Origin of the sequence: Burkholderia sp. JP2-270, assembly GCF_003233675.1 — a bacterium.
Taxonomy (GTDB): Bacteria; Pseudomonadota; Gammaproteobacteria; order Burkholderiales; family Burkholderiaceae; genus Burkholderia; species Burkholderia pyrrocinia_C.
The window spans coordinates 254,912-278,136 of record NZ_CP029828.1 but is presented as its reverse complement, the minus strand read 5'-3'; the positions used below and the strand labels follow the sequence as shown (position 1 = coordinate 278,136).

The following is a 23,225-nucleotide window of genomic DNA, read 5'->3' as shown; positions in this document are numbered from 1 at the left end:
CCTATGCCCGAATCGGCAATCGCGAAATGGGCGAGGACAAACTAAGCATGAGCCGTCTGCTGAAATCCCGCCTTTCGATTGCGGTCACATTAGGCATTGCATCCCTGTTGGCACGCCAATCCGCTCAGGCACAAGTTCCGCCCGTTCAAGACCCGGCGCAGCTCATCATCGAACAGCAGCGGCGGCAAGCGCAGGAGCGCCAGCTCGAACAGCCGCCGGCCTCGGTGTCGGTGCCGCAGCCGTCCGCGACGACGCTCGACATTGCTCCCGGCACGCCGATCGACGAGATCGTCGAAAGCGGCCCGACGTTTCGGGTCGGGCAGATTGTGCTGCAAACGGCTGACGGCAAGCCGTTTGAAGTGCCCGGCGGCATATCGCGTGCGAAACTCGATGCGATCACGGGCCTGTTCGTTGATCACGAACTCGGCACGCACCGCGTCAACGTGCTGCTCAAGCGCCTCACGGATACCTTTGTCGGGGCTGGCTACGTGACGACACGCGCGTTGCTCGGCCCGCAGAACCTCGCATCCGGTGTGCTCAAGGTCACGATCCAGCTTGGCCGCATCGAGGCATTCACGATCAACGGCAAGCCGATTCACCGGCTCAACACGAATGAAACCTCAGCAGGCGGCGGATGGTTTACCGACGCAGGTTACGAGACCGCATTCCCCACGGATGCCGGCGATCCGCTCCGGCTGTCGGACATCGATCAGGGCGTTTCCCAGATCAATCGCTTACGCCGGAATCAGGCGGCGGTGCAGATCCTGCCGGGACAGAATGCAGGCGACTCGGTGGTCGCGATCAACAACAAGCCCGGCGACCGACTGTATTTCAATCTCGGCATCGACAACTACGGCAGCTCTGCAACGGGTGTCACGCGTTATCGGGCTGGCGTCGAAGCCGATAACCTGCTCGGCCTGCAGGAATCGCTCAACGTCACCTTTCTCGACAGCCAGGACAGCAACGCGCTGGTCGGGTCGTTCGCCATACCGTTCGGACGCAGTACGTTTAGCTACACGATCGCCGATTCCGAATATCAGCAGTTGATCGGTACGACGGCGTTGCTCTACGGCCGCACGCTCTCGCACATTTTCGGCTGGAACTATCTGGTTCAGCGCAGCGCGGCCGACATCGTGAGCGTTGATACAACGCTGTCATGGCGCCGTACCGATCGGACCATCAACGGCGCTGACCTTGATCCACAGCGCGTCGCCGTATTGAGAGTCGGTGCCAACTGGCTGCACAAGTTCGTGATGAACGACGCGCAGGGGAATTTCACGTTCAACGGCGGGATCTCTCAGGGGTTGCCGTGGTTCGGTGCGAATCACGATGAACATGGCATTGCGCGCGACGCAGCGCATAGCCAGTTCACTAAGCTCGATGCGGCTGCGGCGATCACGTTGCCGCTGCCGAAACTGCAAGGTGCGGTGCTGGTCTATCGGGGTGCGTTAGGTGGGCAGTATACGAATACGGCGTTGTTCGGCTCGGAACAGCTTTATCTGGGTGGCATGGACACGATCCGGGGCTTCCGGTCGGGCGAGATTGCCGGTGACCGCGGCATCTACGCGCGCAACGAGCTCGCATGGGTCAACGTGCCCACCTGGAAGGATGCGCGCATCGAGCCGTATGTGTTTCTCGACGCAGGTAAGGCGAGCCTGGTCGGGACGCCGGGCTTTCCGACGCTGGCGGGCATCGGCGCGGGGCTGCGCGCGCAATGGCAGTGGCGCAAGCAGTCGTGGTCGGGCGAGATGCTGGTGGGCCGCGCGTTGACGCAACCCGCGGCGCTAGAGAGCAAGGCGACGCTGGTGCTGGGGACCTTGAACTGGTTCTATTAGCGAGTTTGGTCGTGCCCGATTCACCCCGAAGCGGGCACTTTGCGCGGTGGCTTCGGTTGTTGCGCACTTTTTATTCAAGTTGGAGTAAGTATGCAGACGACGTTCAATCGCTTGCTTGTCGCGACAGCGATCGCGTGGCAACTGGCGCTGCCGATTCAGGCGCGGGCGCAATCCTCATCACTGTCGGCAGGCGCTGTTGCGACCGTCAATGGCACGCCGATCACGAAGGCGGAAGTAGATGCCGTATTGCAGGCGTCGCGCCAGCCGGATACACCGCAGCTTCGTCAGGCCATCAAGAACCAGCTGATCGCACAGGTGTTGATCCGGCAGGCGGCGGAGAAGGCGAATTACGGCGACAAGCCGGAAGTGAAGCAGACGATACAAATCGCGAAGTCCAACGCTGAGACGCAACTGTTCCTGCGTGATAGCGTGAAGCCCGAGCCGGTGACGGATGCGCAGGTGAAGGCACGCTATGACGAGATCGTCGCATCGCTTGGCAAGGAGGAAGTCAAACCGCGGATCATCGTGACGAAAGATGCAGCGACCGCTGCGACGGTGCTGGCAGGCTTGAAGTCGGGCCAGTCGTTCGACGCGCTGGCCCGGCAGTATAGCCAGGCGCCGACGGCAGCCGCGGGTGGTGAGTTGCCGTGGGTGAGCTTCCAGACGCCGGTGACGGAAGGCAAGACCCAGGGGCTGCCGCTGGCAGTCGCGCAGGCGATCACACAATTGCCAGCCGGTGGCGTGACGCCTCAATCGATCGCGCTCGGCAACGATGCAAATAGCCCTCGAGCGATCGTAAAGGTCGATGCGAAGCGGCCAACGCAGGTGCCGTCGTTCGACGCCGCGAAGGCCACGATTCAGCAGCAGTTGCAGGCACTGGCGATCGAGAAATCGACGGCGATTTTCGTCGGTGGACTGATGAAGAATGCGACGATTCAACAATAAGTGCAGTCACCCGAATGTCGCAAAAGCGCCCGAATCGACGACCACGTAGCAAGGCTGAGCTATTGCCGCTGCCGGCGGCCCATGTCCGTTCCATTTCGCTCGAGAACCATCTCGCGCTTGCGACGATCCGAAGTGGACAGGGCACGCCTGAGACGATGATCGCGTTACTCAGGGTGCTCTATTTGGGGTACTTTCTGGTCGAGCCCGATGTATCGGACACCGACTTGGAGCTTTTTCTCGGGGCGGAGTCGGTGCTGCAACAGAGCATCGATTCCGCGGCCAGCGGGCAGGAGTGGAACGTACCCAACGAGCGCTTGTCCATGATCGAGCAGTTGCTGTTGAAAATGGACGTACTCGTCGCCAGCGTTCCGAAATACCGCTACGTTCAGGCATGGGACAAACTCGGTCGTTTTGCCAATTCCCCCAAATACTCTCCATTACCGGGGAGTCGACTGAACAACGATCGGAAGCAACCGACTGCAGTTTTGCGTCGACGTCAGCAAAATCTATGGTCACCCCCGTTTTTGCAACCCTGATCGACGATGTCGTGGTCGGTTTGCCTAAATCTATCCGGCGTCGTTGAGAGGAACGCTCCTCGCGCCATGATGAGAATCGCGCCCGATGGACCTTAAAACTCCCTCGGCTTGGAAAGCCAGTTTTGCTGTCAGGTTTACCATCAGGCCGTTGTGCCGTTCACGTCATCAACTTTCAGCTGTCGCAAAACCAGATGGGTTGTTAGTGCTGTCGCTAGAACGATAGGTAATGTTTGGCTCTCAGCATGGCAAAGCGGCCCCTCGTGCATTGAAGGTTGTGTGGTGTGCTGCGAGTGCCCAGGCTGTACGAGCGAACTTGTTTGCGAGCGCACAAGCCACAACATTTGAGTGTCGTCGAGTCAACATGGCTCGAACCCAGTCGGCAAGAGCGCCAGTTTGCTTCTCCAGTCGTTGCATATATGCTCGGGCGCACTGCACCAGCAGACGTCGGATGTTTTTGTCGCCTCTCTTGCTGATGCCTAATAGATTTGCCTTGCCTCCCGTGCTGTACTGTCGTGGCACGAGGCCGACGGATGCTGCGAAATCTCGGCTACAGCCGTATTGCTTTCCATCCCCCATCTCCGCGGCTAGAACACTGGCTGCTTAGACTCTAGCTTCAAGTGCAACACCTTTGATGAGATAGGGTGTTGCGATGACGAATTACAAGCATCTGAGCGCCGAAGAGCGTGCGGTGATCATGATCGAGAAGGCCCGGAACACGAGCGTCAGGGCGATTGCAAGGCTGCTTGGCCGCAGCGCGTCGACGATCACACGAGAACTGGCGCGCAATCGTACGGAAGCGCCTCGCTGCTATGACGCCACAAGCGCGGCCAGAGCCTATCGGACGCGCCGCGAGCGAAGTCGGCGTCAGGCGAAACTGGCAGCAGGAAGCACGCTGTACTGGCGGGTGCATCACGATCTGGTTTATCGGTGCTGGTCGCCGCAGCAAATTGCTGCGAGACTTCGCGAGATGCATCCAGACAACCCCGAGCAACGCGTCAGCCACGAAACGATCTACGCGGCGATTTATACCCATCCCCGCGGCGGCTTGAAGCAGACCATGATTGAGGCCCTGCGTCAGGAGAAACCGGTGCGTGGCAACGCACGCAAGACGCTGGCCCGCAAGAGCTTTGTGCCGGAAGAACTTCGCATCGTCCATCGGCCCGAGGCAATCGAAACGCGCCAATGGCCCGGTCATTGGGAAGGCGATCTCATCAAGGGGGCCTTCAATCGTTCCTGCGTCGGCACACTGGTCGAGCGCAAGACGCGCTTCGTGGTGCTGTGCCGCATGGATGGCTGCACGGCCGAGGATGCACTGGAAGGCTTCACGCGCCAGATGAAGAAGCTGCCGGCCTTTCTGCGGGAAAGCCTGACCTACGATCGCGGATCGGAAATGACCTGTCATGTCGAGCTGGCTGAACGATTGAATCTGGATATCTGGTTCGCGGATCCCTACGCGCCTTGGCAACGAGGCAGCAACGAAAATACCAACGGCCTGCTGCGCCAGTTTCTACCCAAAGGAATGGACCTGTCAGGCGTGACCCAGATGCAGTTGAACGATATTGCCAAGCTGATGAACGGACGCCCTCGTCAAACCCTCAACTGGAAAACCCCCGAAGAGGCCATGGCGATGGAATTAGCTGCCACCGGGTTGGCTAAACGTTGCACTTGATTCTTGAGACCGCCCTGTGATAGGGCCTACGCCAGGGATACTCAACAGTCGCTGCCCGAGGTCGTCTTCCGCGAGCTGTTGCGTGATCTCCTTCTCGATGGCGGCGATCTCTTCGCTGAGATATTTGAAATGCCGATGAAGCCGTTCTAACGTGGTAACGATACGTGAAGGGAGCGGATGCTCTGCTAGAACGGCCGGCAAGCGGGCTATAACCACCTTGCCGATAGGGAGGCTGATACCGAATTCGAGGAGGAAGCCATGAATCTGGTTCGTGGCTTTGGTACGGTCTCGAATCAATGATTCCCGTACACGGTGAAGTGCGGACAGGGACTGCTGTGTCTCGGTCTTCGGTGAAACGAATCGCATGGATGGTCGCGTCGCGGCTTCACAGATTGCCTCAGCGTCGATGAAGTCGCTTTTGTTGCTCTTCACGAAAGGACGTACGAACTGTGGCGAGATGAGCTTGACCTGATGTCCGAACGCGGCAAGCTTGCGAGCCATATAGTGAGCTCCGGCACAGGCCTCCATGACAACAGTGCAGGCTTGAAGCGTTGCAAAGAACTCGAACAGTTGCTTACGACTCGCTTTGGTAATCCCCCCGAAAAACCGGTGTGATCAGAAGTAGAATTTTCTCGTTGAGGGAGTTCTACAGCATGAAAAAATCGAGATTCACGGACAGCCAGATCATGGACGCGCTCAAGCGCGTGGAGTCGGGGCTGTCGGTGCCGGACCTGTGCCGGGAACTGGGCATCAGCACGGCAACGTTCTACAAATGGCGCTCGAAGTACGGCGGCATGGACGTCTCGCTGATCGCGCGGATGAAGGAGTTGGAGGCCGAGAATGCCCGGCTGCGCAAGATGTACGTTGAGGAGAAGATCAAGGCCGAGATCGTGGCGGAGGCGCTCGCAAAAAAAGACTGAGGCCATCTCGCCGGCGTGAGATGGCCATGCATGCCGTGTCCAGCCGGGGCATATCGATCCGGCTGGCATGTGAGGCATTGGGGATCAGCCAGGCCTGTTATCGATACGTCGGTCGGCGCAGCGCCGAGAACGACGAGATTGCGAACTGGCTGCTGCGCCTGACGGACAACCATCGGAACTGGGGCTTTGGGCTGTGCTTCCTGTACCTGCGCAACGTGAAGGGCTTCGGCTGGAATCACAAGCGCGTGTACCGGATCTATCGCGAACTGGAACTGAACCTGCGGATCAAGCCGCGCAAGCGACTGGTCAGGCAGGTACCAGAGCCGCTGGCGGTGCCGCGTGCCGTCAACCAGGTCTGGTCGATGGACTTCATGCACGACCAACTGGCCGACGGACGCAGCATCCGGCTGTTCAACGTGATCGACGACTTCAACCGCGAGGCACTCGGCATCGAGATCGACTTCTCATTGCCATCGGAACGCGTGATCCGTGCGCTGCGGCAGATCATCGGTTGGCGCGGCAGACCCAAAGCGATTCGGTGCGATAACGGGCCCGAGTACCTGAGCGGGGCGATCATCGAATGGGCCCGACAGTACGGCATCAGGCTCGACTACATTCAGCCGGGCAAGCCGCAGCAGAACGCGTATGTCGAACGATTCAACCGGACCGTGCGGTACGAATGGCTGTCGCAGTACCACTGGGAAGACTTGGACCATGTGCAGCGCTTCGCGACCGATTGGATGTGGACTTACAATCATGACCGCCCGAACATGGCCCTGGGCGGATTTACGCCAAAGCAGCGGCTGGCCATGGCCGCTTAGTTTCTACTTCTGAACCCCGTGGAAAACGGGGGGATTACCGAGCAAATCATCCGCATCTTGCGCGAGGCCGAGAGCCGGGACGAGCCGGTGAAGGATCTGTGCAAGCGCCACAACATCTCGGAACAGACGTTCTATCGTTGGCGCAACAAGTTCGGCGGCATGGATGTGGCCGACGCCCGCCGGCTCAAGGATCTGGAATCAGAGAACGATCGGCTCAAGCGCCTGATCGCCGAGCAGATGCTGGTGATCGACGGTCTGAAGGAATTCAGCCGAAAAAAATGAGTACCCCAACGGGCCGGCGCGAAGCGCTGGAAGTCCTGACTCGGCGGGGTCTCTCGCAACGCAAGGCATGTCGCTATCTGGGGCTGAGTCGCCGGGTGGCCACCTATACGCTCAAGCAACCGGAGAAGGATCGGAGCCTGGGCGAGCAACTGATGGTGGCCGCGCAGGAAGTGCCGCGCTTCGGCTACCGGCGGATGTCGGCCTGGCTGGCGATGGGCGAGTCGCGCGTGCGGCGAATGTGGCGAGCCTTGCAGCTCAACATTCCTCGGCGGCGTCCGCGCCGTCGTCGTTGTGGCAACGACATTCGCCTGCCCGGTGCGACGCAGCCCAATTCGGTATGGAGCTACGACTTTGTGCACGACCAGTTGGTGGATGGGCGGGCGTTGAAGATGCTCTGCGTGATCGATGAATACACCCGCGAGTGCCTTGCGATCGAAGTCGGCGCCGGCCTGCGGTCGCAGGATGTGATCCTGACGCTGTCGCGCCTGATGCGGCTGTACGGCAAGCCCGCGTTTGTTCGGTCTGACAACGGCGCCGAATTTACCGCTGCCAAGGTCATGCGCTGGCTGCGAGACGCGGCAATTGGTCCGGCCTTCATCGCGCCTGGCAGTCCGTGGCAAAACGGGTTCGTCGAGAGCTTTAACGGCAAGCTGCGTGACGAATTGCTGAACCGGGAGTGGTTCCGCAGCCGTGCGGAGGCCAAGGTACTCATCGAACGCTGGCGGCAGTTTTACAACGAGCGCCGGCCCCATAGCGCGCATCGCTATCAACCTCCCGCCACGGTCCGTCGAGCCTGGCTGGATTCCGATAATATCGACGCGAGACTCACTGCCTGATTGGCTACAAAATCTCGCCGCAGGTCACAGCGGCTAGATCGTCAGCCAAACGCGATGACGATACGTCGCCGGACCGTCGAACATGTGTTCGGCACCTTAAAGCATTGGATGGGATCGACGCACTTCCAGACACGTACCATTGGTCGCGTCGCGACTGAAATGAGCTTGCACGTCCTGGCCTACAACTTCAAGCGCGTCATCAAGATCCTCGGGTTCGAAAAAGCGATGGGTGCGATGAAGTTGGTCGGCGCGTGAGTCCGCGCGTTGGCACCGCTAACCGACGTACGTTCAACTGACGCTGAACACAGGAGCACCCCCTGACGTCGGTGCTCTAGTACCCGACGATGCTGTTTTTACACAGCCTTATATGGACACCGCCCGGTTTGCCAGATTGATCTTCATGTGACGTTCAAACGAGGTATCGGCTGCGGTCTTATATCCGGCCTTTCGTGCAAGCCGAAGCCCGCGGGCCCTGATGGAATACGCCGGGAACATCCTCATCTCGGCCACGCACTTTTGAGCGCAAGGCTGTGTTCAGGTTCATGTTCCTGCGGTCCGACCTGTTTCGCCATCACGTGTCAATCAACCTCAGCAACCTATTGATACTGCACTTCGACGTCTATTGCCTGTCTGCTAGGCAGGTTTCACGTTCACGTGATTCTTCTCATATGCGCTGCCGTGGGCCAGGATGGCCCACGCTGTTCGTGCCATCTTGTTGGCGAGGGCGATTGCCGCGACGTTCGCTGGCCGTCGCTCCTGGATCGATTTTTGCCATGCAGTGGGTGCTTTCGCGTGATACATCACCGAGCGCGCGCCGTGGATCAGCAGCGTACGCAGATACGGATCACCCCGCTTCGATATTCCTCCCAGCCAGACCTTGCCACCGGTACCACTCTGCCTGGGCACCAGCCCGAGAAAGGACGCAAACTCACGGCCAGATCTGAATGTTTTTGCATCCCCGATCGTGGCGACCAGCGCGGTCGCGGTGAGCCTGCCGATCCCTGGCACGGCCGCGATTGCCTGGCACGCGGCTTCCTGCTTGTGCCAACCGCTTATCCGCTTCTCAAGCTGGTCGATATCCTGCTCGATTCCGTCGATGCGTCTCAACTGGTCGTGCAGACTGCTGAACATGGATCCCGGCAGCACGTCCTCGAGCTCTGCCATGCGGGCCCGCATCTCGGTGAGACCGGCCGCGCGTCCTGCCCGGAATGACACACCAAACTCGTAGAGGAGGCCTCGCAACTGATTCACTTGCATGGTGCGGAACTTGATCAGCAGGGAGCGCATCCGGTGAAGACCGAGCATCGCTTGCTGGTCTTCTGTCTTTGCCGCGACGGCTCGCATCCCCGGCTGCTGTACTGCCGTCCAGATTGCCCGCGCATCCGCCGCGTCAGTCTTGTTCGTCTGGACGAACGGTCGGATGAACTTCGCATGTAACAGCACCACCTCGTGCCCGAGCGCCTTGATCTTGCGGGCCCACCAGTGCGCGCTGCCGCATGCTTCGAGCGCCACTCGGCCCGCGGGCCGCTGCGCGAGAAACGCGATCAGCTCGTCGCGTCGAAAGCGTCGATTGGCTATCTCGCCGGTTTGAACGTCGACCCAGTACATCTGGAACACGTGCTTTGCAACATCCAGTCCGTATGTCGTAGCATTCATTTGGGCCCTCCGTTCCTCAAGTGGACGTGTCGAAACTCCACTCTGGCACATTGATGCCGTTCGGTTCTGGAGGGCCTCCGCTTTCCTGCCGAACCCTGCGTCTCCGAAGGGAGGGCGGTGTCCATTCCATCTCGGCCGTTCTGAGCCACTCGTCTCCCTCAGCATCTCTATCACATCGTTGCGCCGGACAATGACAAATTAACCGCGAAATGCGGATACCTCGAGCAGTCGTCCGGCGTCGTACCGAAAAGCCTGCTCGGCAAGTGACTGACCTACTTGCGCGCGCAATGGCCGAAGTTGATCCGCTACCTCGAGAATGGCGACTGGCCCATCTCGAACAATCCCTGCGAAAACACGATTCGCCCGTTCTGCGTCGGGCGCCGCGGCTGGTTGTTCTCCGACACCGTCGATGGTGCAAACGCGAGCGCCAACCTCTATACCTTGGTCGAATCGGTGAAGGCCAATGGCATCGATCCGTACCGATACCTCACCTGGCTGTTCCAGCGCCTGCCCCTGGCGAAGACCGTCGACGATTACGACGCGCTGCTGCCCTGTAAGATGCCTGCCGAGCTCCGCTGACCCGCAGCGTTACCACGCCTCACACACTCCGCCACCTTCTCTGAGGGGCGTCGTTCGTGGACCGCATACGACGAGACGATATCCCGTACCGGCCTCCGTCATGATGTGCTCGGGATGAGTTGGATCACGTTCCAGCTTTTGCCGCAAATGCCCGACATAAACTCGCAAATAGTGCTGATCCCTGGCATGCGCCGGTCCCCACACCGCCCGAAGCAACTCGTCGTGCATCATCAATTGATTTGTATGCCGAGCAAGTTCAGCCAGTAGACGATATTCGATTCGGCTCAAATGAACCGGCCGGCCTTCGCGTGTCACTCTTCGCTCGCCAAGGTCCACCGCAATGCTGCCAAAACAAATCGTCGTAGCCCCGGTGGCCTCGTCGCGGGCCTGCCTTCGCAAGTGGGCATGGATACGTGCCACCAACTCGGGCAGTCCAAACGGCTTCGTGAGATAGTCGTCAGCACCGGCATTCAACGCGGCAACTTTATCCGCTTCCCGGTCCATGGACGACAGAACAATCAGTGGCGAGGTGGACCAGCGACGAATCTCCCGAATTAAATCTACGCCATCGATGTCCGGCAAGTGGACGTCGACGATCAGCAAATCGGGGCGCCGGGTCGCGGCCTCCGACAACCCTTGCATGCCCGTAGCGGCTTCGAAGACAGCCATGCCCTCGTCCATGAGTGATGCGCGCACGAAATGGCGGATGCATGCATCGTCGTCGATGAGCACAACAGTGGTAATGGGGCTTCGCATCTTTGCCGAATCGATTGTTTCGTGCAGGCGGACGACACGCACGTCCGCAATGCTCGCGGTCATGCCGTCGTCCCGGTCCAGCCCGACGCGGCATCATGATGTGATGTCTGCCGCAGGGGTAGCCACGTCATCAACGCATCGGCTTCATCTCGTCGAGTGCGAGGTTCAGCCTGAGTACGTTGACACGCGCTTCACCCAAGACACCGAGTTGGCGCCCAGACGTGTTTGCGGCGATCAGTTGGTTCACCTGCTCGACGGCCAGACCGCGCGCTTTGGCGACCCGCTCTGCTTGGTAAGCCGCAGCAGCCGGGGTGATCTCCGGATCGAGGCCACTGCCGGACGACGTCACGAGATCAACTGGCACGGGCTTCGACAGGTCGGTGCCGGCGGCTTTCAGCGCGTCGATGCGGCCTTTCACCTCATCCGCAAGTGCAGGATTCGTCGGGCCGAGGTTCGATCCGCCGGACCCCTGCGCGTTGTAGGGATTCGGCGACGTGGCGGATAGCCGTCCCCAGAAATAATGCGGCGCATCGAATTGCTGCCCGATCACCGCCGAACCGATGGCCTTACCACCCTTTATCAGCAGACTCCCATTAGCCTGCCACGGAAATACGGCTTGACCGATCGAGGTCACGATCAGCGGATAGATCCCGCCAGTGATCACGGTCAAGGCGATAAACAACGCAAGCACGGGACGAAGCACTGTTTTCACAATGGACCTCTACAGTCATGCCCAGCCAAATGCACTCAGGGCCATATCGATCAGTTTGATGAACGGAAACGGCAGCAGAATGCCGCCCAACCCATAGACCAACAAGTTGCGGCGCAGCAGCGCCGCCGCGCCGAGCGGACGATACTTCACGCCCTTGAGCGCGAGCGGAATCAGCGCAACGATGATCAGCGCATTGAAAATGACGGCCGACAAAATCGCCGAAGACGGCGACGTCAGGTGCATCACGTCGAGCACCCGCAACTGCGGGTATGTCGTCGCGAAGGCCGCCGGAATGATCGCGAAATACTTCGCGACGTCGTTGGCGATCGAGAAGGTCGTCAGCGAGCCTCGCGTCATCAACATCTGCTTGCCGATCTCGACCACCTCGATCAGCTTGGTCGGATTCGAATCGAGGTCGACCATGTTGCCCGCTTCCTTCGCTGCCTGTGTGCCGGTGTTCATCGCTACGGCGACATCGGCTTGTGCGAGTGCGGGGGCATCGTTTGTGCCATCGCCTGTCATCGCGACCAGTCGCCCCTCGGCCTGATGCGTCCGAATCGTCGTCAGTTTCGTCTCGGGCGTCGCTTCGGCAAGAAAGTCGTCAACGCCGGCCTCCGCGGCAATCGTCGCCGCAGTCAAGCGATTGTCGCCAGTGACCATGATGGTCTTGATGCCCATCTTGCGAAGTTCGGCGAAGCGTTCCTTGATGTTGCCTTTCACGATGTCCTTTAGCTCGATCGCCCCGAGCACGCGCGCGAGCCCGTTGTGCAGTTCCGACACAACGAGCGGAGTGCTGCCGCGTCTCGCAATGTCATTGACGATCTGGTCCATTTCTGCCGGAAAGCGACCACCGCGCGACTCGACGTGGTGCTTGATCGCATCGGCCGCGCCCTTGCGAATTTCTCGATCCGGCAGATCAACTCCACTCATGCGGGATTGCGCACTGAACGCGAGAAAGGTTGGATGAAGAGCAGCCATGTCGCGTTCGCGAATATTGAATCGTTGTTTCGCCAGGACAACAATGCTCCGACCTTCCGGCGTCTCGTCAGACAGCGACGCCAGTTGTGCCGCATCGGCAAGAGCATCTTCAGTCACGTTCATCACCGGGAAGAAAGCGGAAGCCTGGCGGTTGCCGAGCGTAATCGTGCCGGTCTTGTCGAGCAGCAGCACATCGACGTCGCCGGCCGCCTCCACCGCGCGGCCTGATGTCGCAATCACGTTTGCCTGCATCATCCTGCTCATCCCGGCGACACCGATTGCCGACAGCAGGCCACCGATTGTCGTCGGGATCAGGCACACGAGCAGCGCAACGAGCGCGGTGATCGTGACGGCATGCCCAGCCTTCACAGCCGCGACGGAGGAGATCGAGAACGGCAGCAATGTTGCGGTCGCCAGCAACAGTACGATCGTCAGTGCGACGAGCAGGATTGTCAGTGCAATCTCGTTCGGTGTCTTCTGACGCTTCGCGCCCTCGACCATCGCGATCATCCGGTCCAGGAACGCTTCGCCGGGGTTCGCCGTGACTCGGACGACGATCCAGTCGGACAGCACGCGCGTGCCGCCTGTCACCGACGAAAAGTCGCCGCCCGATTCGCGAATCACCGGCGCGGATTCGCCCGTGATCGCCGACTCGTCAACCGACGCGACGCCTTCGATCACCTCGCCGTCAGCCGGGATCGTGTCTCCGGTTTCGACCAGAACGATGTCATCCCGACGAAGGTCGCTCGCCGTCATGATGCGAACCGGCGATTTCGGATGTGCATCCTCCAGTTTCTTCGCCATTACATCGTGACGCGCCGCGCGCAGCGACGCGGCTTGCGCCTTCGAGCGCCCTTCGGCGAGCGCCTCCGCGAAATTCGCGAACAGCACGGTGAACCACAGCCACAGCGCGATCGCGACAATGAAGCCTGCAGGCGCCTCCGCCTCGCCGCGCAACGCGGCAAACCAGAGGATCGTCGTCAGGATGCTGCCGACGTACACGCAGAACATCACTGGATTACGCAGTTGCGTGCGAGGCGCGAGCTTGCGGAATGAATCAATCAGCGCCGGCCGCACGATGGCCGGATCGAACATCGACCGTGCCGCGATACGGGTATGGCCAAGATTGTCCGGACGATGCATCGGAGGTTCGGTATGGGAAGTCATGCTTGCCTCGCCATCAAGGACATCAGTGACCTGCAATCATCATCAAGTGCTCGACCATCGGCCCGAGCGCCAGTGCAGGCACATAGGTCAACGCGCCAACCAGCACCACGGTCCCGAGCAGCAACACCACAAACAACGGCCCGTGGGTCGGCAACGTACCGGCCGTTACGGCAAGGCGCTTCTTATCTGCAAGTGATCCCGCGATCGCGAGCACTGGCACGATCGTGCCGAGCCGGCCGAGCCACATGACGATCGCAAGCGTTACGTTGTAGAACGGTGTATTGACTGACAGACCAGCGAAAGCGCTACCGTTGTTATTCGCAGCGGAGCTGTATGCGTACAGGATCTCCGAAAAGCCGTGCGGCCCGGGGTTCGCGATGCCCGCGACGCCTGCCGCCGACAGCACCGCGACCGACGCGCCGACTAGCACGAGAAGGGGCGTCAGCAGAACCGCAATCGACACCATCTTCATCTCATACGACTCGATCTTCTTGCCCACGTATTCTGGGGTGCGCCCGATCATCAGCCCGGCGACGAACACCGCGAGCAGCGCGAACACGAGCATCCCGTACAGGCCGGAGCCGACGCCACCGTAGATCACTTCGCCCAACTCGATAAGCAACAGCGGCACGAGTCCGCCCATCGGCGTCAATGAGTCATGCATGTTGTTGACCGCGCCACAGGAGGCGGAAGTCGTCGCGACGGTGAAGATCCCCGACTGCGCGATACCGAAGCGCGTTTCCTTGCCCTCCATGTTGCCGCCGTCCTGGCTGGCAGTCGCACTCTGATCGACGTGCAGCGTCGTGAACACGGGGTTGCCGGCCTGCTCGGCGGAAATCTCGCCCCAGCAGGCGACCGCGAACGCAATCGTCATCGCCGCGAGGATCGCATAGCCCTGGCGAGCGTCACCGACCACCCTGCCGAAGACGATGCATAGCGCGGCGGGGATCACCAACATCGCGATCATTTGCACGAAGTTGGCAAACGGTGTCGGGTTCTCATACGGATGCGCAGAGTTCGCATTGAAGAAACCGCCGCCGTTGGTGCCGAGCATCTTGATCGCTTCCTGCGAGGCCGCCGGTCCCATCGCGATCGTCTGCTTGTCGGCCTTCTGCTCGACCATCACCGGGTTGCCCTTCGCATCCTTCACCGGGTTACCCTGTGCATCCGTTTTCGGCACCTGATAGGTCGTGACCTGCAGCGTCGGGACGTCGACATAAGCAAGGTAGTTCTGAATCGCACCCTGACTCACGAGCACCAGCGCGACGACGGTCGCGATCGGCATCAGGATATACAGCGTGATGCGTGTCAGGTCCACCCAGAAATTGCCGATCGTCTTCGCCGAATGACGCGCGAAACCCCGGATCAGCGCGATCACGACTGCAATGCCGGTCGCGGCGGAAAAGAAGTTCTGTACGGTCAGGCCCGTCATTTGCGTCAAGTAACTGACGGCCTGCTCAGGCGTGTAATCCTGCCAGTTGGTGTTGGTCACGAAGCTGACTGCCGTGTTGAATGCGGCATCGGGCGTCATCGGACCGAATCCCTGCGGATTGCCCGGCAACCATTGCTGCAAGCGCAGCACGCCATAGACGACGAGAACGCCGAGCGCGTTGAAGACGAGCACCGCGAGCGCATATTGTTTCCATGACATCTCGGCGCTGGGATCGACACCCGCGAGCCTGAACAGCAACGATTCGACAGGGCGGCCGATACGCCGGACGACGACGGACGAGCCATCGAGCACGTTCGCGATGTAACGGCCGAGCGGCAGTGCGAGCGCAGTCAAAATGACAATGTAGAGTGCGGTCTGGAACAGATTGTTGAGGTTCATTCGAGATCCTCCGCGCGCAGCAGCGCATAAAGGAGATAGGCGAAGAGAATGAACGTCGATGCTCCAGCGAGCCACATCATCCACGGGATCATGGCCGGCCTCCCTTTACGCGGCGGAGTTTGTCGCAACCGGTAACCATCGTGGCGATCAGGCCGGCAAAGGCGCCGATGCCGATCAGGTAAAGGAGATCCATGAGCGTGCCTCCGGTTGGACTTCCACTAGATCCAGCGTATGTAGACCACAGTAAACTTTGCGGTAAGGGCTCTCGCGAAAGCGTAAAAACTTTGTATACAGCGGATGCCGCGACGTTGCCTCGGCGGCGGACACACTTGGCACGTATCGCGACGAGCCGCGTGCGTCTTCTAGATGCGAAGCAAGCCTCGCAATGCTTGCCGACGCATCGGATACCGGGGCAAAGCGTGATGACTGGCTAGCATCAGGTTAGATGTCGGCTCATATGACCGATTGACTTGAGTCAACTGACGGTTTGCGGGAGGAAAATCGGGGGCGGGTGACGCGACCGGGGCGCGAAAGTCCATTCCAAGACAGAGGTGGCGCTCGCATGTCTGCTTGAAAAATCGCCCGATCTTGCTTTGCCGTGCCGGCCCTTATTTCCCGGAGATCCGCAAAGAGTCAAAAATAGCGCCCAAGTCCGATGCCAATGAATGCACGGACGTTGACTCGATGTCGCATTGTTTCGACGTCAAGATGGCGAGCGCATTCCGTTCACGATAGGGCGACTGCTCCTTATAGATGCTGAGCAGTTTCCGCCTGCCGCTCACGTTGCACAGCGCACGGCTCGATGCCGTGGAATCGCGCACGGAAGTTGAATACGTGCGCTGAGAGGCACTTTCAAGCCAGAACCGGCATGCAAGCAATCGATCAGCGTGGAGTCCGCTCAGCGCAGTCGTGCAATCGACTGCAGTACGGAATCGCCGTCGCGAGTGAGAAAGGGACGAGGGTGTCCGGAAGCGAGCTGCTCCAGTGCAATTAGCTGGCGCTCCAGTAGGACGTTCAGCTCGTCACGGCTGAGGTCGATTTGGTCCGGCGCGGCCTTGATCAGCATGAGTGTGGCGAATTCATGGGGGCTCAGCATGGCAACCTCTCAAAATTGGTCTTCACGCAAAGGTAATAATTTCCATTACTTTCTGGGGGGCAGGAAATTATTTCTGCCTCGCTGGGCTGTGACGCGGCGTAACATTCTTTCAAGCCCAGGAGTGCTATATTAACTCAAGTTTCGCGAGAATCGATATAAATGGTTAAGTATTGCCAATCGGCGCGATAGAATCGTTTTATTCGAACAATATGATTTCACGTTTTTTAAGTCAGTCGCTTGAATGCCATTCGACACATGGCCGACGGTACCACAATAGCCAAAAATGTCGATTCGTGCGTTTGAATATTTCGATCTCTGGCGTGATCGAGACGTTAGCATGCAGTTATGACGCAATGCGCTACACCTGTTCTAGATGAAAGTCAGTCGCAATGTTTCAATTTTTGAAACACGAATTAAGCGATGTCATGTAATTTATGTACGGTCAACCTTGCATGCTCTTAGAGTCGCTAACACAAGTCATCCACGAAGCGCGAGCAGATGATGGCGGCGGCCAGGAAGAGAAGATATGAATAGACCTCCCCTAGATCTCGGTGCGTTTTACATCCTATGTAAGGGGATCGAAGGAAGCATCAGCGCGTAGAATCGGCATGCCGATTCTCACCGAACGAGGGCATCATGCGTAGCGACCCATGCGTTGCATCGGAGTCCAAGCCCGTCGTGCTGGCCCTATTGCTCTAATCGGCTGCGGCGAAGTGGAAGGTAGCGCGGCACGACGGCTGCCGCGAGAAGTCGACAGTGCACACGGTGAGCGAAACCCAGGCCACAGCCCGGCTTGGAGCCGTGCTGGACCTGATCGAGCGGCAAAAGCAGAAATGGTGCCTTTTTCCCGCAGCACTTCGCGCACGGTCAGGCCGGCGTCGGCCAGCAGCATGCGTAGGGCAAATTAAAGATGTCAACACGCGATTCCCGTCGCGCAAGGCGCTCGACGCCTGAGTTGACGACTTTATCGACAGTCTCGCCGAAATAATGTCGTCACTTCGTCTACGTCCGAGGCAAAGTCGTCAATTCGCCTTGCACTCTCCTGCACGACCGTAGAGGCATGATTTATATCCGACTCTCGGTATCCGATTCATTCAGCTGCGACGCCGGGCCCCGGAGACGCCCTGGAGGACTGTATGGGCGGTGACCTCTCGGCTGCTACTGACGGCCTCCGACCAGAACCCGTCGTTCACCGCCCGAAAGCGGATGGCTCCTAATGCACCGAAGGCAGGCGCCACTCAGTCTGTCGATGCTTTCACACGCCGCGCCAAGTCGGAAAGACGTATTTTCGCAAGATGCCGGAGCAACGCCTCCTCCGCCGAACGCAGCGCATCGTCGAGGACGTGGTTGACAGCGGCTTCTACGGGGCAGGCCGGATTGTCATTCGCCACACCGATCGCAAACGCGCTCTTATGCGCGATCGCGGCGTAGATGTCTTGCACCGTTAGATCACCCAGTTCGCGACGAAGAGCCCAGCCCCCCTTGGGGCCGGCAATCGATTCTACATAACCGGCTTCACGCAGCGCGGCCATGGTGCGCCGAACGAGTGACGGTTGCGTGTGCAGCATTTGCGCGATCGTTTCGGAAGTGGTCGTACCGCCGCGCAGACGCATATGAATGAGCACGTGAAGAAGCCGGGCCAGCCGCGTATCTCGTTGCATATTCTTAGAGCAGAAAATTCGTGACATTTAATGTTACGAATTCGCATGACTTTAAGCAAACCTCGGAGCGCGATCGTGTCTGCATTCACTCAGTCTTCTATCGAAGCCAACGGCATTCGCCTGAACGTCGCCGCCCAAGGTGCCGGACCGCTGGTATTGCTGCTTCACGGGTTCCCCGAGACATCGTACGCGTGGCGGCACCAACTGGCAGCCTTGTCGAGTGCCGGGTTCCGCGCAGTTGCACCGGACCTGCGCGGCTACGGTGCCAGTGATTGCCCGATGAATCCACAGCAGTACTCGACCCTGGACATCGTTGGCGATCTCGTGGGGATCTTGGACACGCTCGGAGAATCCGACGCGGTGGTGGTCGGAAACGATTGGGGGGGCAACCATCGCATGGCAAGCCGCAGAGCTGCGCCCCGATCGCATTCGCGCCGTTGTTGCCCTCGGGGTGCCCATGATGCGCCGGCCCCCGATAACTCCAAGTCGGCTTTTTCCGCTAACCAGGCAGGCGTGGTTTTACACGCATTACTTTTCCCAGGCGGGGCAGGCCGAGAACGAATTCGAGCGTGATGTCGCCGCTACACTGCGAAAAGTTTATTTTTGGGCATCAGGCGAGGCCGGCCCGCGTGACGACAAGACCCCCAATCCTTTCGGGCTTGTTTCGCGTGAGGCGGGGCTCCTCGACGCCTTGCCCGAACCCGCGTCATTACCCGGGTGGCTCGACGGCGCTGACTTCGATACTTTGGTGAGCGCATTCAAGGCGTCGGGTTTTCGGGGTGGTCTGAACTATTACCGTAATCTGGATCGCAACTGGGAGTTGCAGGCGGCGTTCAACGGCCTTCCCGTCTAAATTCCTGCCCTGTATCTTGTCGGCGAGCATGATCCCGGGCTGGCAATTCCAAGCATGCTCGACATTATCGGCGCCATGCCGAAGCTCGTCCCCAATCTTCGCGACTCCCGAATCATTCCGCGAGCGGGCCACTGGCTGCAGCAAGAAGCCCCCGACCACGTCAACGATGCCTTGATCGAGTTCTTGCGCAACTTGTAGGAGCCGCTGACCGGTTGGCGATCCGGTGCGCCTGTCGGCGATTGTAAGAGGGGTGATTTGAGAGGGGATGAGTCGCTTGTCGAACATCCATCTTGCCCTTGCGTTACCATGTTCCTTACCTTAAAGTAAGGAATATCAGAGGTGCCATCATGACAGCAGCAACCATTACTTCAAAGGGTCAGGTCACGATTCCCGTGGACGTGCGCAATCAGCTTGGCCTGCAGGCCGGCGACCGGATCGAGTTCAGCCTTAACGAGGCAACGGGCAGGTATGAGGTCTACCCGGCCACGCGCTCGCTTACGTCGCTCAAGGGCATCGTGAAGAAGCCCGCGAAACCGGTGTCGATCGAGGAAATGAATCGGGCCATCGCGGACCAAGGGGCATCCGCGCGATGATCGGATTGGATACGAACGTGCTGGTCCGCTACTTCGCCCAGGACGACGCCGTACAGTCTAGGAAGGCGACGGCGCTGATGGAGTCCCTGTCGGCCGACCGGCCGGGGTACGTTTCGCAGGTCGCCCTGGTCGAAGTTGTGTGGGTACTCGGGCGATGCTATGGCGTCGAGCGCGAGCAGATGAAGGACATCATCGACTCGATGATCGGCACCAAGGAACTGGCAGTTGAAGGTGCGGACACGGTGCGAAAGGCACTTCGCGTGTACGCGGCATCTTCAAAGGCGGATTTTGCAGACTGCCTGATCGAGCGTTCCGGCCATACAGCCGATTGCGAGTACACAGCTACCTTTGATGTCGGGGCTGCCAAGGTCGCAGGGATGCAGTTGATCAAGTAATCACCGTGCAAGCCGATAAACAGGAAAGCAACCTGGCGCGCTAGCTAGCGCCCCGCCCGGCCGGCAGCCGAAGCAAGAGTACAAGATGAAAAAGCATTTTTTCATGGCGTGCAGTGTTACGAGCGTGGCAATTGGCGCCGCCTCGGCAGTAAACGCAATGGAGGGAAGCTACGCAGTTCGTTGGGAGTCTGTGGCGGCTATTTTGCTGGGCATCGTTGGTATCGCCGGAGCGGTCCTTCGTAGCCGCATCGAAAAGCAACGCGCATAGGCATCGGAAACCTGGAATAGAGGCGATGCAAAAGACACTTCTTGCGGTTGCGCTGATGGCATGCGCGACGGCTCACGCGACGGTCACTACATCGATGGATGGGGACGCATCGTTCGTCCATCTCGGGTCGCTATAGATGGCCGAATGCAAATCATTGATGTCCTCGCCCGTGGTGGCGGGAATGAAGGTCGCGGTCGACGGCCGCCTCACGTCAGCCGACGACGCGACCTGCCGCGCGGGCGCGAAAGTGGACCTGGTGTCTACGACGCCCGTGACGAAAACGACGGCAACCGGTGTGACCTCTTGGCCGCTCACGAAGTCGGAATGCGCGGCGCTGGCTGCCAAGCTGCTTGAAAAGGGCGCAATTCGGATCAACGGTTCATCCGTCGACCAGCCGGATCAGATCACGTCCGCGTGCTCGAAATCGAGCAATTCGGTCACTCTGACGCGGTAGCGGAAAACGAAGGTGTTCAGCCTGGACAAGGCACTCGAAGCGATCGCTGCGTAGAGACACCAAGGAAAGCGGAAGGGGCGAACGACGTGAAGCAATTTCAAGCGGATGTAGGCGAAGCAATTGCAGCAGGCGCCGGGGCTACTGTTGGAGCAGCGGCGGGCGCGACGATCGGCGTGTCGATGGTTGCCGGCGCAGCAGAGGCGGCAGCGGGTGCGGCGCTGGCAGGCGTCGCGGGCAATACTGCGGCGACTACCGGCGCGCTTGCTGCCGCAGGCGGTGGAAGCATTGCCGCGGGCGGTGCAGGAATGGTCGGTGGAGTCTCATCGATTGCGAGTGCCGCCGCATCGTCGGCCGCCGTTCCTGTCATCGGTTGGGTCATCTGTGGTGCTATCGTCGTCGGCGTTGGTAGTTGGGCGGCTTACCGCTACGGCAGGCGCGCGTACTTGAAACACAACGCTGTAGCGAGTTGAACCACGATACGCGGCTAAGGAAAACCGGAAAGGACGTTCGCGATGCCCTATTACTTTGGATTCAGGCAGGTGCGATTGAAGACGACGTCAGGCGTTGTCATGTCGCCAGGCCGTGCGGTGTTGCGTGGTCCATATCCAACTCGCGAGGCGTTGTTGCATAAATCGAGCGTAAGGACGAAGCGACCTCCATGTTTTCGACCTCAGGCGATACGAATGGACTGCGGGCGTGCAAGTGCCGCCATGCGGTTGAGCACGCCTGCACGAATCGAAACCTCGGTCGCTTGGGAGCCGATCTCGCGTGCCCACAGGCAGGTGCCCGTGAGTACCTTGAGTCGGTACATCAGGGCCTCTGCCAACGAACGCCGGTGGTAGCCGCTCTCTTGCTTCCATTCGCGCCTACTGCTCTTCGCGATGGCATCGATGGCCGCATTGCGCCACGCCGCACCGGGTGTGCTGTCAGGCAAGGCATTGCGCCCTCGCGTGGCGGAATCGATGGGGTAGCCGCGCGCGCGGCAATTTGCGCGTGGCACGGCTTGGTGTCGTAGGCGCCGTCGCCACCAATGGTGTCGATCGGCACGTCAGTGGGAATCTGGTCGAGCAAATCGGGCAGCACTTCGCCATCTCCCTCGTCCTGATGCGTCATCAGCGCCGCGCAGATCTGGCCGGTGTTGGCGTCCATCGCCAGATGGACCTTGCGCCAGGTGCGGCGCTTGGACTATCTGTGCCCAGAAAATCCTGGCTGCGATTGATCGGTACAAGGCGAGTCGGTAGGAGAACGCCGGCGCGGCCGGTACCGAGGAAGACACATGGTTCGTCGAAAATACAAAAGAAAAAGTCACCTTGCAGAGGCGATAAATCGCTCAAGTCCGGGATGGCAACTGTTTTGGTCCGTTGTCGTTGTTCTTGCCTTCGTCTTCTCGATGGTGATGTACTTCTCTCACTGAAAGATCGGAAAACTATGGCCACGATCTTAACGATGCAAGTCCGTCGAAAGCGCGCGAATCGGAAACACCTCGCCGATCTCGACGGTAGCAACACCGCCGATCCGGGAACTCGCGCACGCTCTTGGGATAAGCGTATCTTGGCCTCCAAGATACGAGGAGATCTCGACGGCGAGCAGGCGCAGCAAGTCAGGGAAGTGACCGTAGGGACAATCAAGGACGAATAGGAAAACAAATGCAGAAATTGCTTGCGGCAAAAAAGGCGTATGACGAGGACAACGGTAACGACCCGATCCGACTCCCCGACTATATTGCGGCTCTCGACGCATTCGAGTCCATCGTCGTGAAGGTTCAGGTCCCAGACTCCTATGAGACTGATTTCCGTAGAAATCTGCCGGCCGGCGGTTGGAGAGGTCTCGAAGTCGCACCTACGCTGAAGGATCGGATTGATGACGTAAGGGCATTTGCTGGGAGCCGTCCGGTATATAGTCCTGCGGGAGCCGCACTGCTGGCCAATTTGATTGCATGCATCCAGCTATGCGCCGGGCAGGGTGTGGATGTGCAGGGTGTCATGTCCAACTTGGAGCCGATGCTTGTCCGAGTGGGCCGGGGTGAGTTGCGCTAGGAAGACGTCGGCCAGGCCGACACTGCGGAAAAATGCTCATAGATGATCATCAAGAACGGGTACGCGCAGCAGTGGCTCGGGCCATTTGCGCCGCGTGCGGAGAGGAGCCGGAGCATCCCGGCGACGCTCGCGGCAACGGGTTTCGCTGGCAAGACTACGAGCATTCGGCCGAAGCTGTTCTGGTCGAACTGCAGGCGGCAGCAGCGGGTGAGCCAGGGCGCGGTGCGGTAGCGCATCTGGCGAATGTCATCGCGCGATCTTGCGACGACGGCCCCGAGCTGGCGTGGATGTACGAACGTGCGGCCGGCGACGCGCTGAGCGCCTACGCTGTTCGCTGAGATAGGAA

General features: G+C 59.6%; 22 protein-coding genes and 6 pseudogenes. 16 read left to right on the top strand and 12 right to left on the bottom strand.

Annotation, left to right across the window (positions count from 1 at the left end):
• Positions 1–47: 47 nt before the first annotated feature.
• The 3 genes from DM992_RS40750 to DM992_RS40740 all read left to right on the top strand — a co-directional run bounded on the left by DM992_RS40750 (position 48) and on the right by DM992_RS40740 (position 3,316).
• Complete coding sequence (locus DM992_RS40750) at positions 48–1,835, top strand: ShlB/FhaC/HecB family hemolysin secretion/activation protein (RefSeq protein ID WP_111021855.1); 1,788 nt, start codon at positions 48–50, stop codon at positions 1,833–1,835.
• Positions 1,836–1,925: 90 nt separating this feature from the next.
• Entirely contained in the window at positions 1,926–2,780 is an 855-nt protein-coding gene (locus DM992_RS40745; protein ID WP_111021854.1) for a peptidylprolyl isomerase, read from the top strand.
• Positions 2,781–2,794: 14 nt separating this feature from the next.
• Positions 2,795–3,316, top strand: coding sequence for a hypothetical protein (locus tag DM992_RS40740; RefSeq protein WP_204356226.1), 522 nt, complete (start codon positions 2,795–2,797; stop codon positions 3,314–3,316).
• 237 nt (positions 3,317–3,553) lie between these two features.
• Here DM992_RS40740 and DM992_RS40730 read toward each other — a convergent pair.
• A pseudogene (locus DM992_RS40730) lies at positions 3,554–3,913 on the bottom strand (transposase); the annotation flags it as partial.
• Positions 3,914–3,965: 52 nt separating this feature from the next.
• Between DM992_RS40730 and DM992_RS40725 the strand changes: the two are divergent.
• Positions 3,966–4,985, top strand: coding sequence for an IS30 family transposase (locus DM992_RS40725; protein ID WP_111021852.1), 1,020 nt, complete (start codon positions 3,966–3,968; stop codon positions 4,983–4,985).
• Positions 4,986–5,000: 15 nt separating this feature from the next.
• On the opposite strand, the pseudogene DM992_RS40720 reads toward DM992_RS40725, so the two are convergent.
• A pseudogene (locus tag DM992_RS40720) lies at positions 5,001–5,567 on the bottom strand (IS110 family transposase); the annotation flags it as partial.
• Positions 5,568–5,638: 71 nt separating this feature from the next.
• Here DM992_RS40720 and DM992_RS40715 point away from each other — a divergent pair.
• From DM992_RS40715 to DM992_RS40705, 3 genes and pseudogenes are all read left to right on the top strand, one after another.
• Positions 5,639–6,726, top strand: a protein-coding gene (locus DM992_RS40715) for an IS3 family transposase (protein WP_111021851.1) whose coding sequence is annotated in 2 segments (ribosomal slippage) — positions 5,639–5,900 and positions 5,900–6,726 — 1,089 coding nt in all. Because the reading frame shifts where the segments join, the coding sequence is not laid out codon by codon here.
• An 18-nt stretch (positions 6,727–6,744) separates the two neighbouring features.
• A protein-coding gene (locus DM992_RS40710; RefSeq protein WP_111021850.1) for an IS3 family transposase occupies positions 6,745–7,844 on the top strand; the annotation gives its coding sequence in 2 pieces (ribosomal slippage) (positions 6,745–6,997 and positions 6,997–7,844; 1,101 coding nt in all).
• Positions 7,845–7,874: 30 nt separating this feature from the next.
• Positions 7,875–8,099, top strand: a pseudogene (locus DM992_RS40705) (transposase); the annotation flags it as partial.
• 378 nt (positions 8,100–8,477) lie between these two features.
• Here DM992_RS40705 and DM992_RS40700 read toward each other — a convergent pair.
• Positions 8,478–9,500: an IS110 family transposase gene (locus DM992_RS40700; protein ID WP_111021849.1), complete on the bottom strand. Its 1,023-nt coding sequence runs from the start codon at positions 9,498–9,500 to the stop codon at positions 8,478–8,480.
• A 219-nt stretch (positions 9,501–9,719) separates the two neighbouring features.
• Here DM992_RS40700 and DM992_RS40695 point away from each other — a divergent pair.
• A pseudogene (locus DM992_RS40695) lies at positions 9,720–10,079 on the top strand (transposase); the annotation flags it as partial.
• 9 nt (positions 10,080–10,088) lie between these two features.
• Here DM992_RS40695 and DM992_RS40690 read toward each other — a convergent pair.
• From DM992_RS40690 to DM992_RS40660, 8 genes are all read right to left on the bottom strand, one after another.
• Positions 10,089–10,835 (bottom strand): response regulator, encoded by a 747-nt coding sequence (locus DM992_RS40690; RefSeq protein WP_111022001.1) that lies wholly within the window; start codon positions 10,833–10,835, stop codon positions 10,089–10,091.
• Positions 10,836–10,965: 130 nt separating this feature from the next.
• Positions 10,966–11,547, bottom strand: a complete 582-nt coding sequence (kdpC, locus tag DM992_RS40685) for a potassium-transporting ATPase subunit KdpC (RefSeq protein WP_111021848.1) — start codon at positions 11,545–11,547, stop codon at positions 10,966–10,968.
• A gap of 15 nt (positions 11,548–11,562) precedes the next feature.
• Positions 11,563–13,668: a potassium-transporting ATPase subunit KdpB gene (kdpB, locus tag DM992_RS40680; RefSeq protein WP_275427589.1), complete on the bottom strand. Its 2,106-nt coding sequence runs from the start codon at positions 13,666–13,668 to the stop codon at positions 11,563–11,565.
• Positions 13,669–13,714: 46 nt separating this feature from the next.
• Positions 13,715–15,523, bottom strand: a complete 1,809-nt coding sequence (kdpA, locus tag DM992_RS40675) for a potassium-transporting ATPase subunit KdpA (RefSeq protein ID WP_111021846.1) — start codon at positions 15,521–15,523, stop codon at positions 13,715–13,717.
• Positions 15,520–15,612: a K(+)-transporting ATPase subunit F gene (gene kdpF / locus DM992_RS40670; protein WP_063597840.1), complete on the bottom strand. Its 93-nt coding sequence runs from the start codon at positions 15,610–15,612 to the stop codon at positions 15,520–15,522. The genes kdpA and kdpF overlap by 4 nt, the downstream gene beginning before the upstream one ends.
• Positions 15,612–15,716 carry a potassium ABC transporter ATPase gene (locus DM992_RS42570; protein ID WP_204356225.1) on the bottom strand — a complete coding sequence of 35 codons (105 nt, stop codon included), beginning with the start codon at positions 15,714–15,716 and terminating at the stop codon, positions 15,612–15,614. The genes kdpF and DM992_RS42570 overlap by 1 nt, the downstream gene beginning before the upstream one ends.
• Before the next feature lie 705 nt (positions 15,717–16,421).
• Complete coding sequence (locus DM992_RS40665; protein ID WP_111021845.1) at positions 16,422–16,619, bottom strand: hypothetical protein; 198 nt, start codon at positions 16,617–16,619, stop codon at positions 16,422–16,424.
• Between the two features lie 1,238 nt (positions 16,620–17,857).
• Positions 17,858–18,307 (bottom strand): Rrf2 family transcriptional regulator, encoded by a 450-nt coding sequence (locus DM992_RS40660; RefSeq protein ID WP_343212494.1) that lies wholly within the window; start codon positions 18,305–18,307, stop codon positions 17,858–17,860.
• Between the two features lie 18 nt (positions 18,308–18,325).
• Between DM992_RS40660 and DM992_RS40655 the strand changes: the two are divergent.
• From DM992_RS40655 to DM992_RS42170, 6 genes and pseudogenes are all read left to right on the top strand, one after another.
• Positions 18,326–19,331, top strand: a pseudogene (locus DM992_RS40655) (alpha/beta hydrolase).
• 149 nt (positions 19,332–19,480) lie between these two features.
• Entirely contained in the window at positions 19,481–19,726 is a 246-nt protein-coding gene (locus DM992_RS40650; protein ID WP_059755051.1) for an AbrB/MazE/SpoVT family DNA-binding domain-containing protein, read from the top strand.
• Entirely contained in the window at positions 19,723–20,121 is a 399-nt protein-coding gene (locus DM992_RS40645) for a type II toxin-antitoxin system VapC family toxin (protein ID WP_111021843.1), read from the top strand. The genes DM992_RS40650 and DM992_RS40645 overlap by 4 nt, the downstream gene beginning before the upstream one ends.
• Positions 20,122–20,206: 85 nt before the next feature.
• Positions 20,207–20,389, top strand: a complete 183-nt coding sequence (locus tag DM992_RS42175; RefSeq protein ID WP_162631882.1) for a hypothetical protein — start codon at positions 20,207–20,209, stop codon at positions 20,387–20,389.
• Positions 20,390–20,546: 157 nt separating this feature from the next.
• Complete coding sequence (locus tag DM992_RS40640; RefSeq protein ID WP_162631881.1) at positions 20,547–20,843, top strand: hypothetical protein; 297 nt, start codon at positions 20,547–20,549, stop codon at positions 20,841–20,843.
• Positions 20,804–21,313, top strand: coding sequence for a hypothetical protein (locus DM992_RS42170; protein ID WP_162631880.1), 510 nt, complete (start codon positions 20,804–20,806; stop codon positions 21,311–21,313). The genes DM992_RS40640 and DM992_RS42170 overlap by 40 nt, the downstream gene beginning before the upstream one ends.
• Before the next feature lie 200 nt (positions 21,314–21,513).
• On the opposite strand, the pseudogene DM992_RS40635 reads toward DM992_RS42170, so the two are convergent.
• Positions 21,514–22,028 (bottom strand): annotated as a pseudogene (locus tag DM992_RS40635) (IS5 family transposase); the annotation flags it as partial.
• A gap of 461 nt (positions 22,029–22,489) precedes the next feature.
• On the opposite strand from DM992_RS40635, the gene DM992_RS40630 reads away from it, so the two are divergent.
• Entirely contained in the window at positions 22,490–22,879 is a 390-nt protein-coding gene (locus DM992_RS40630) for a hypothetical protein (protein ID WP_204356224.1), read from the top strand.
• Between the two features lie 32 nt (positions 22,880–22,911).
• Positions 22,912–23,217 (top strand): hypothetical protein, encoded by a 306-nt coding sequence (locus DM992_RS40625; protein WP_239511558.1) that lies wholly within the window; start codon positions 22,912–22,914, stop codon positions 23,215–23,217.
• Positions 23,218–23,225 lie beyond the last annotated feature (8 nt).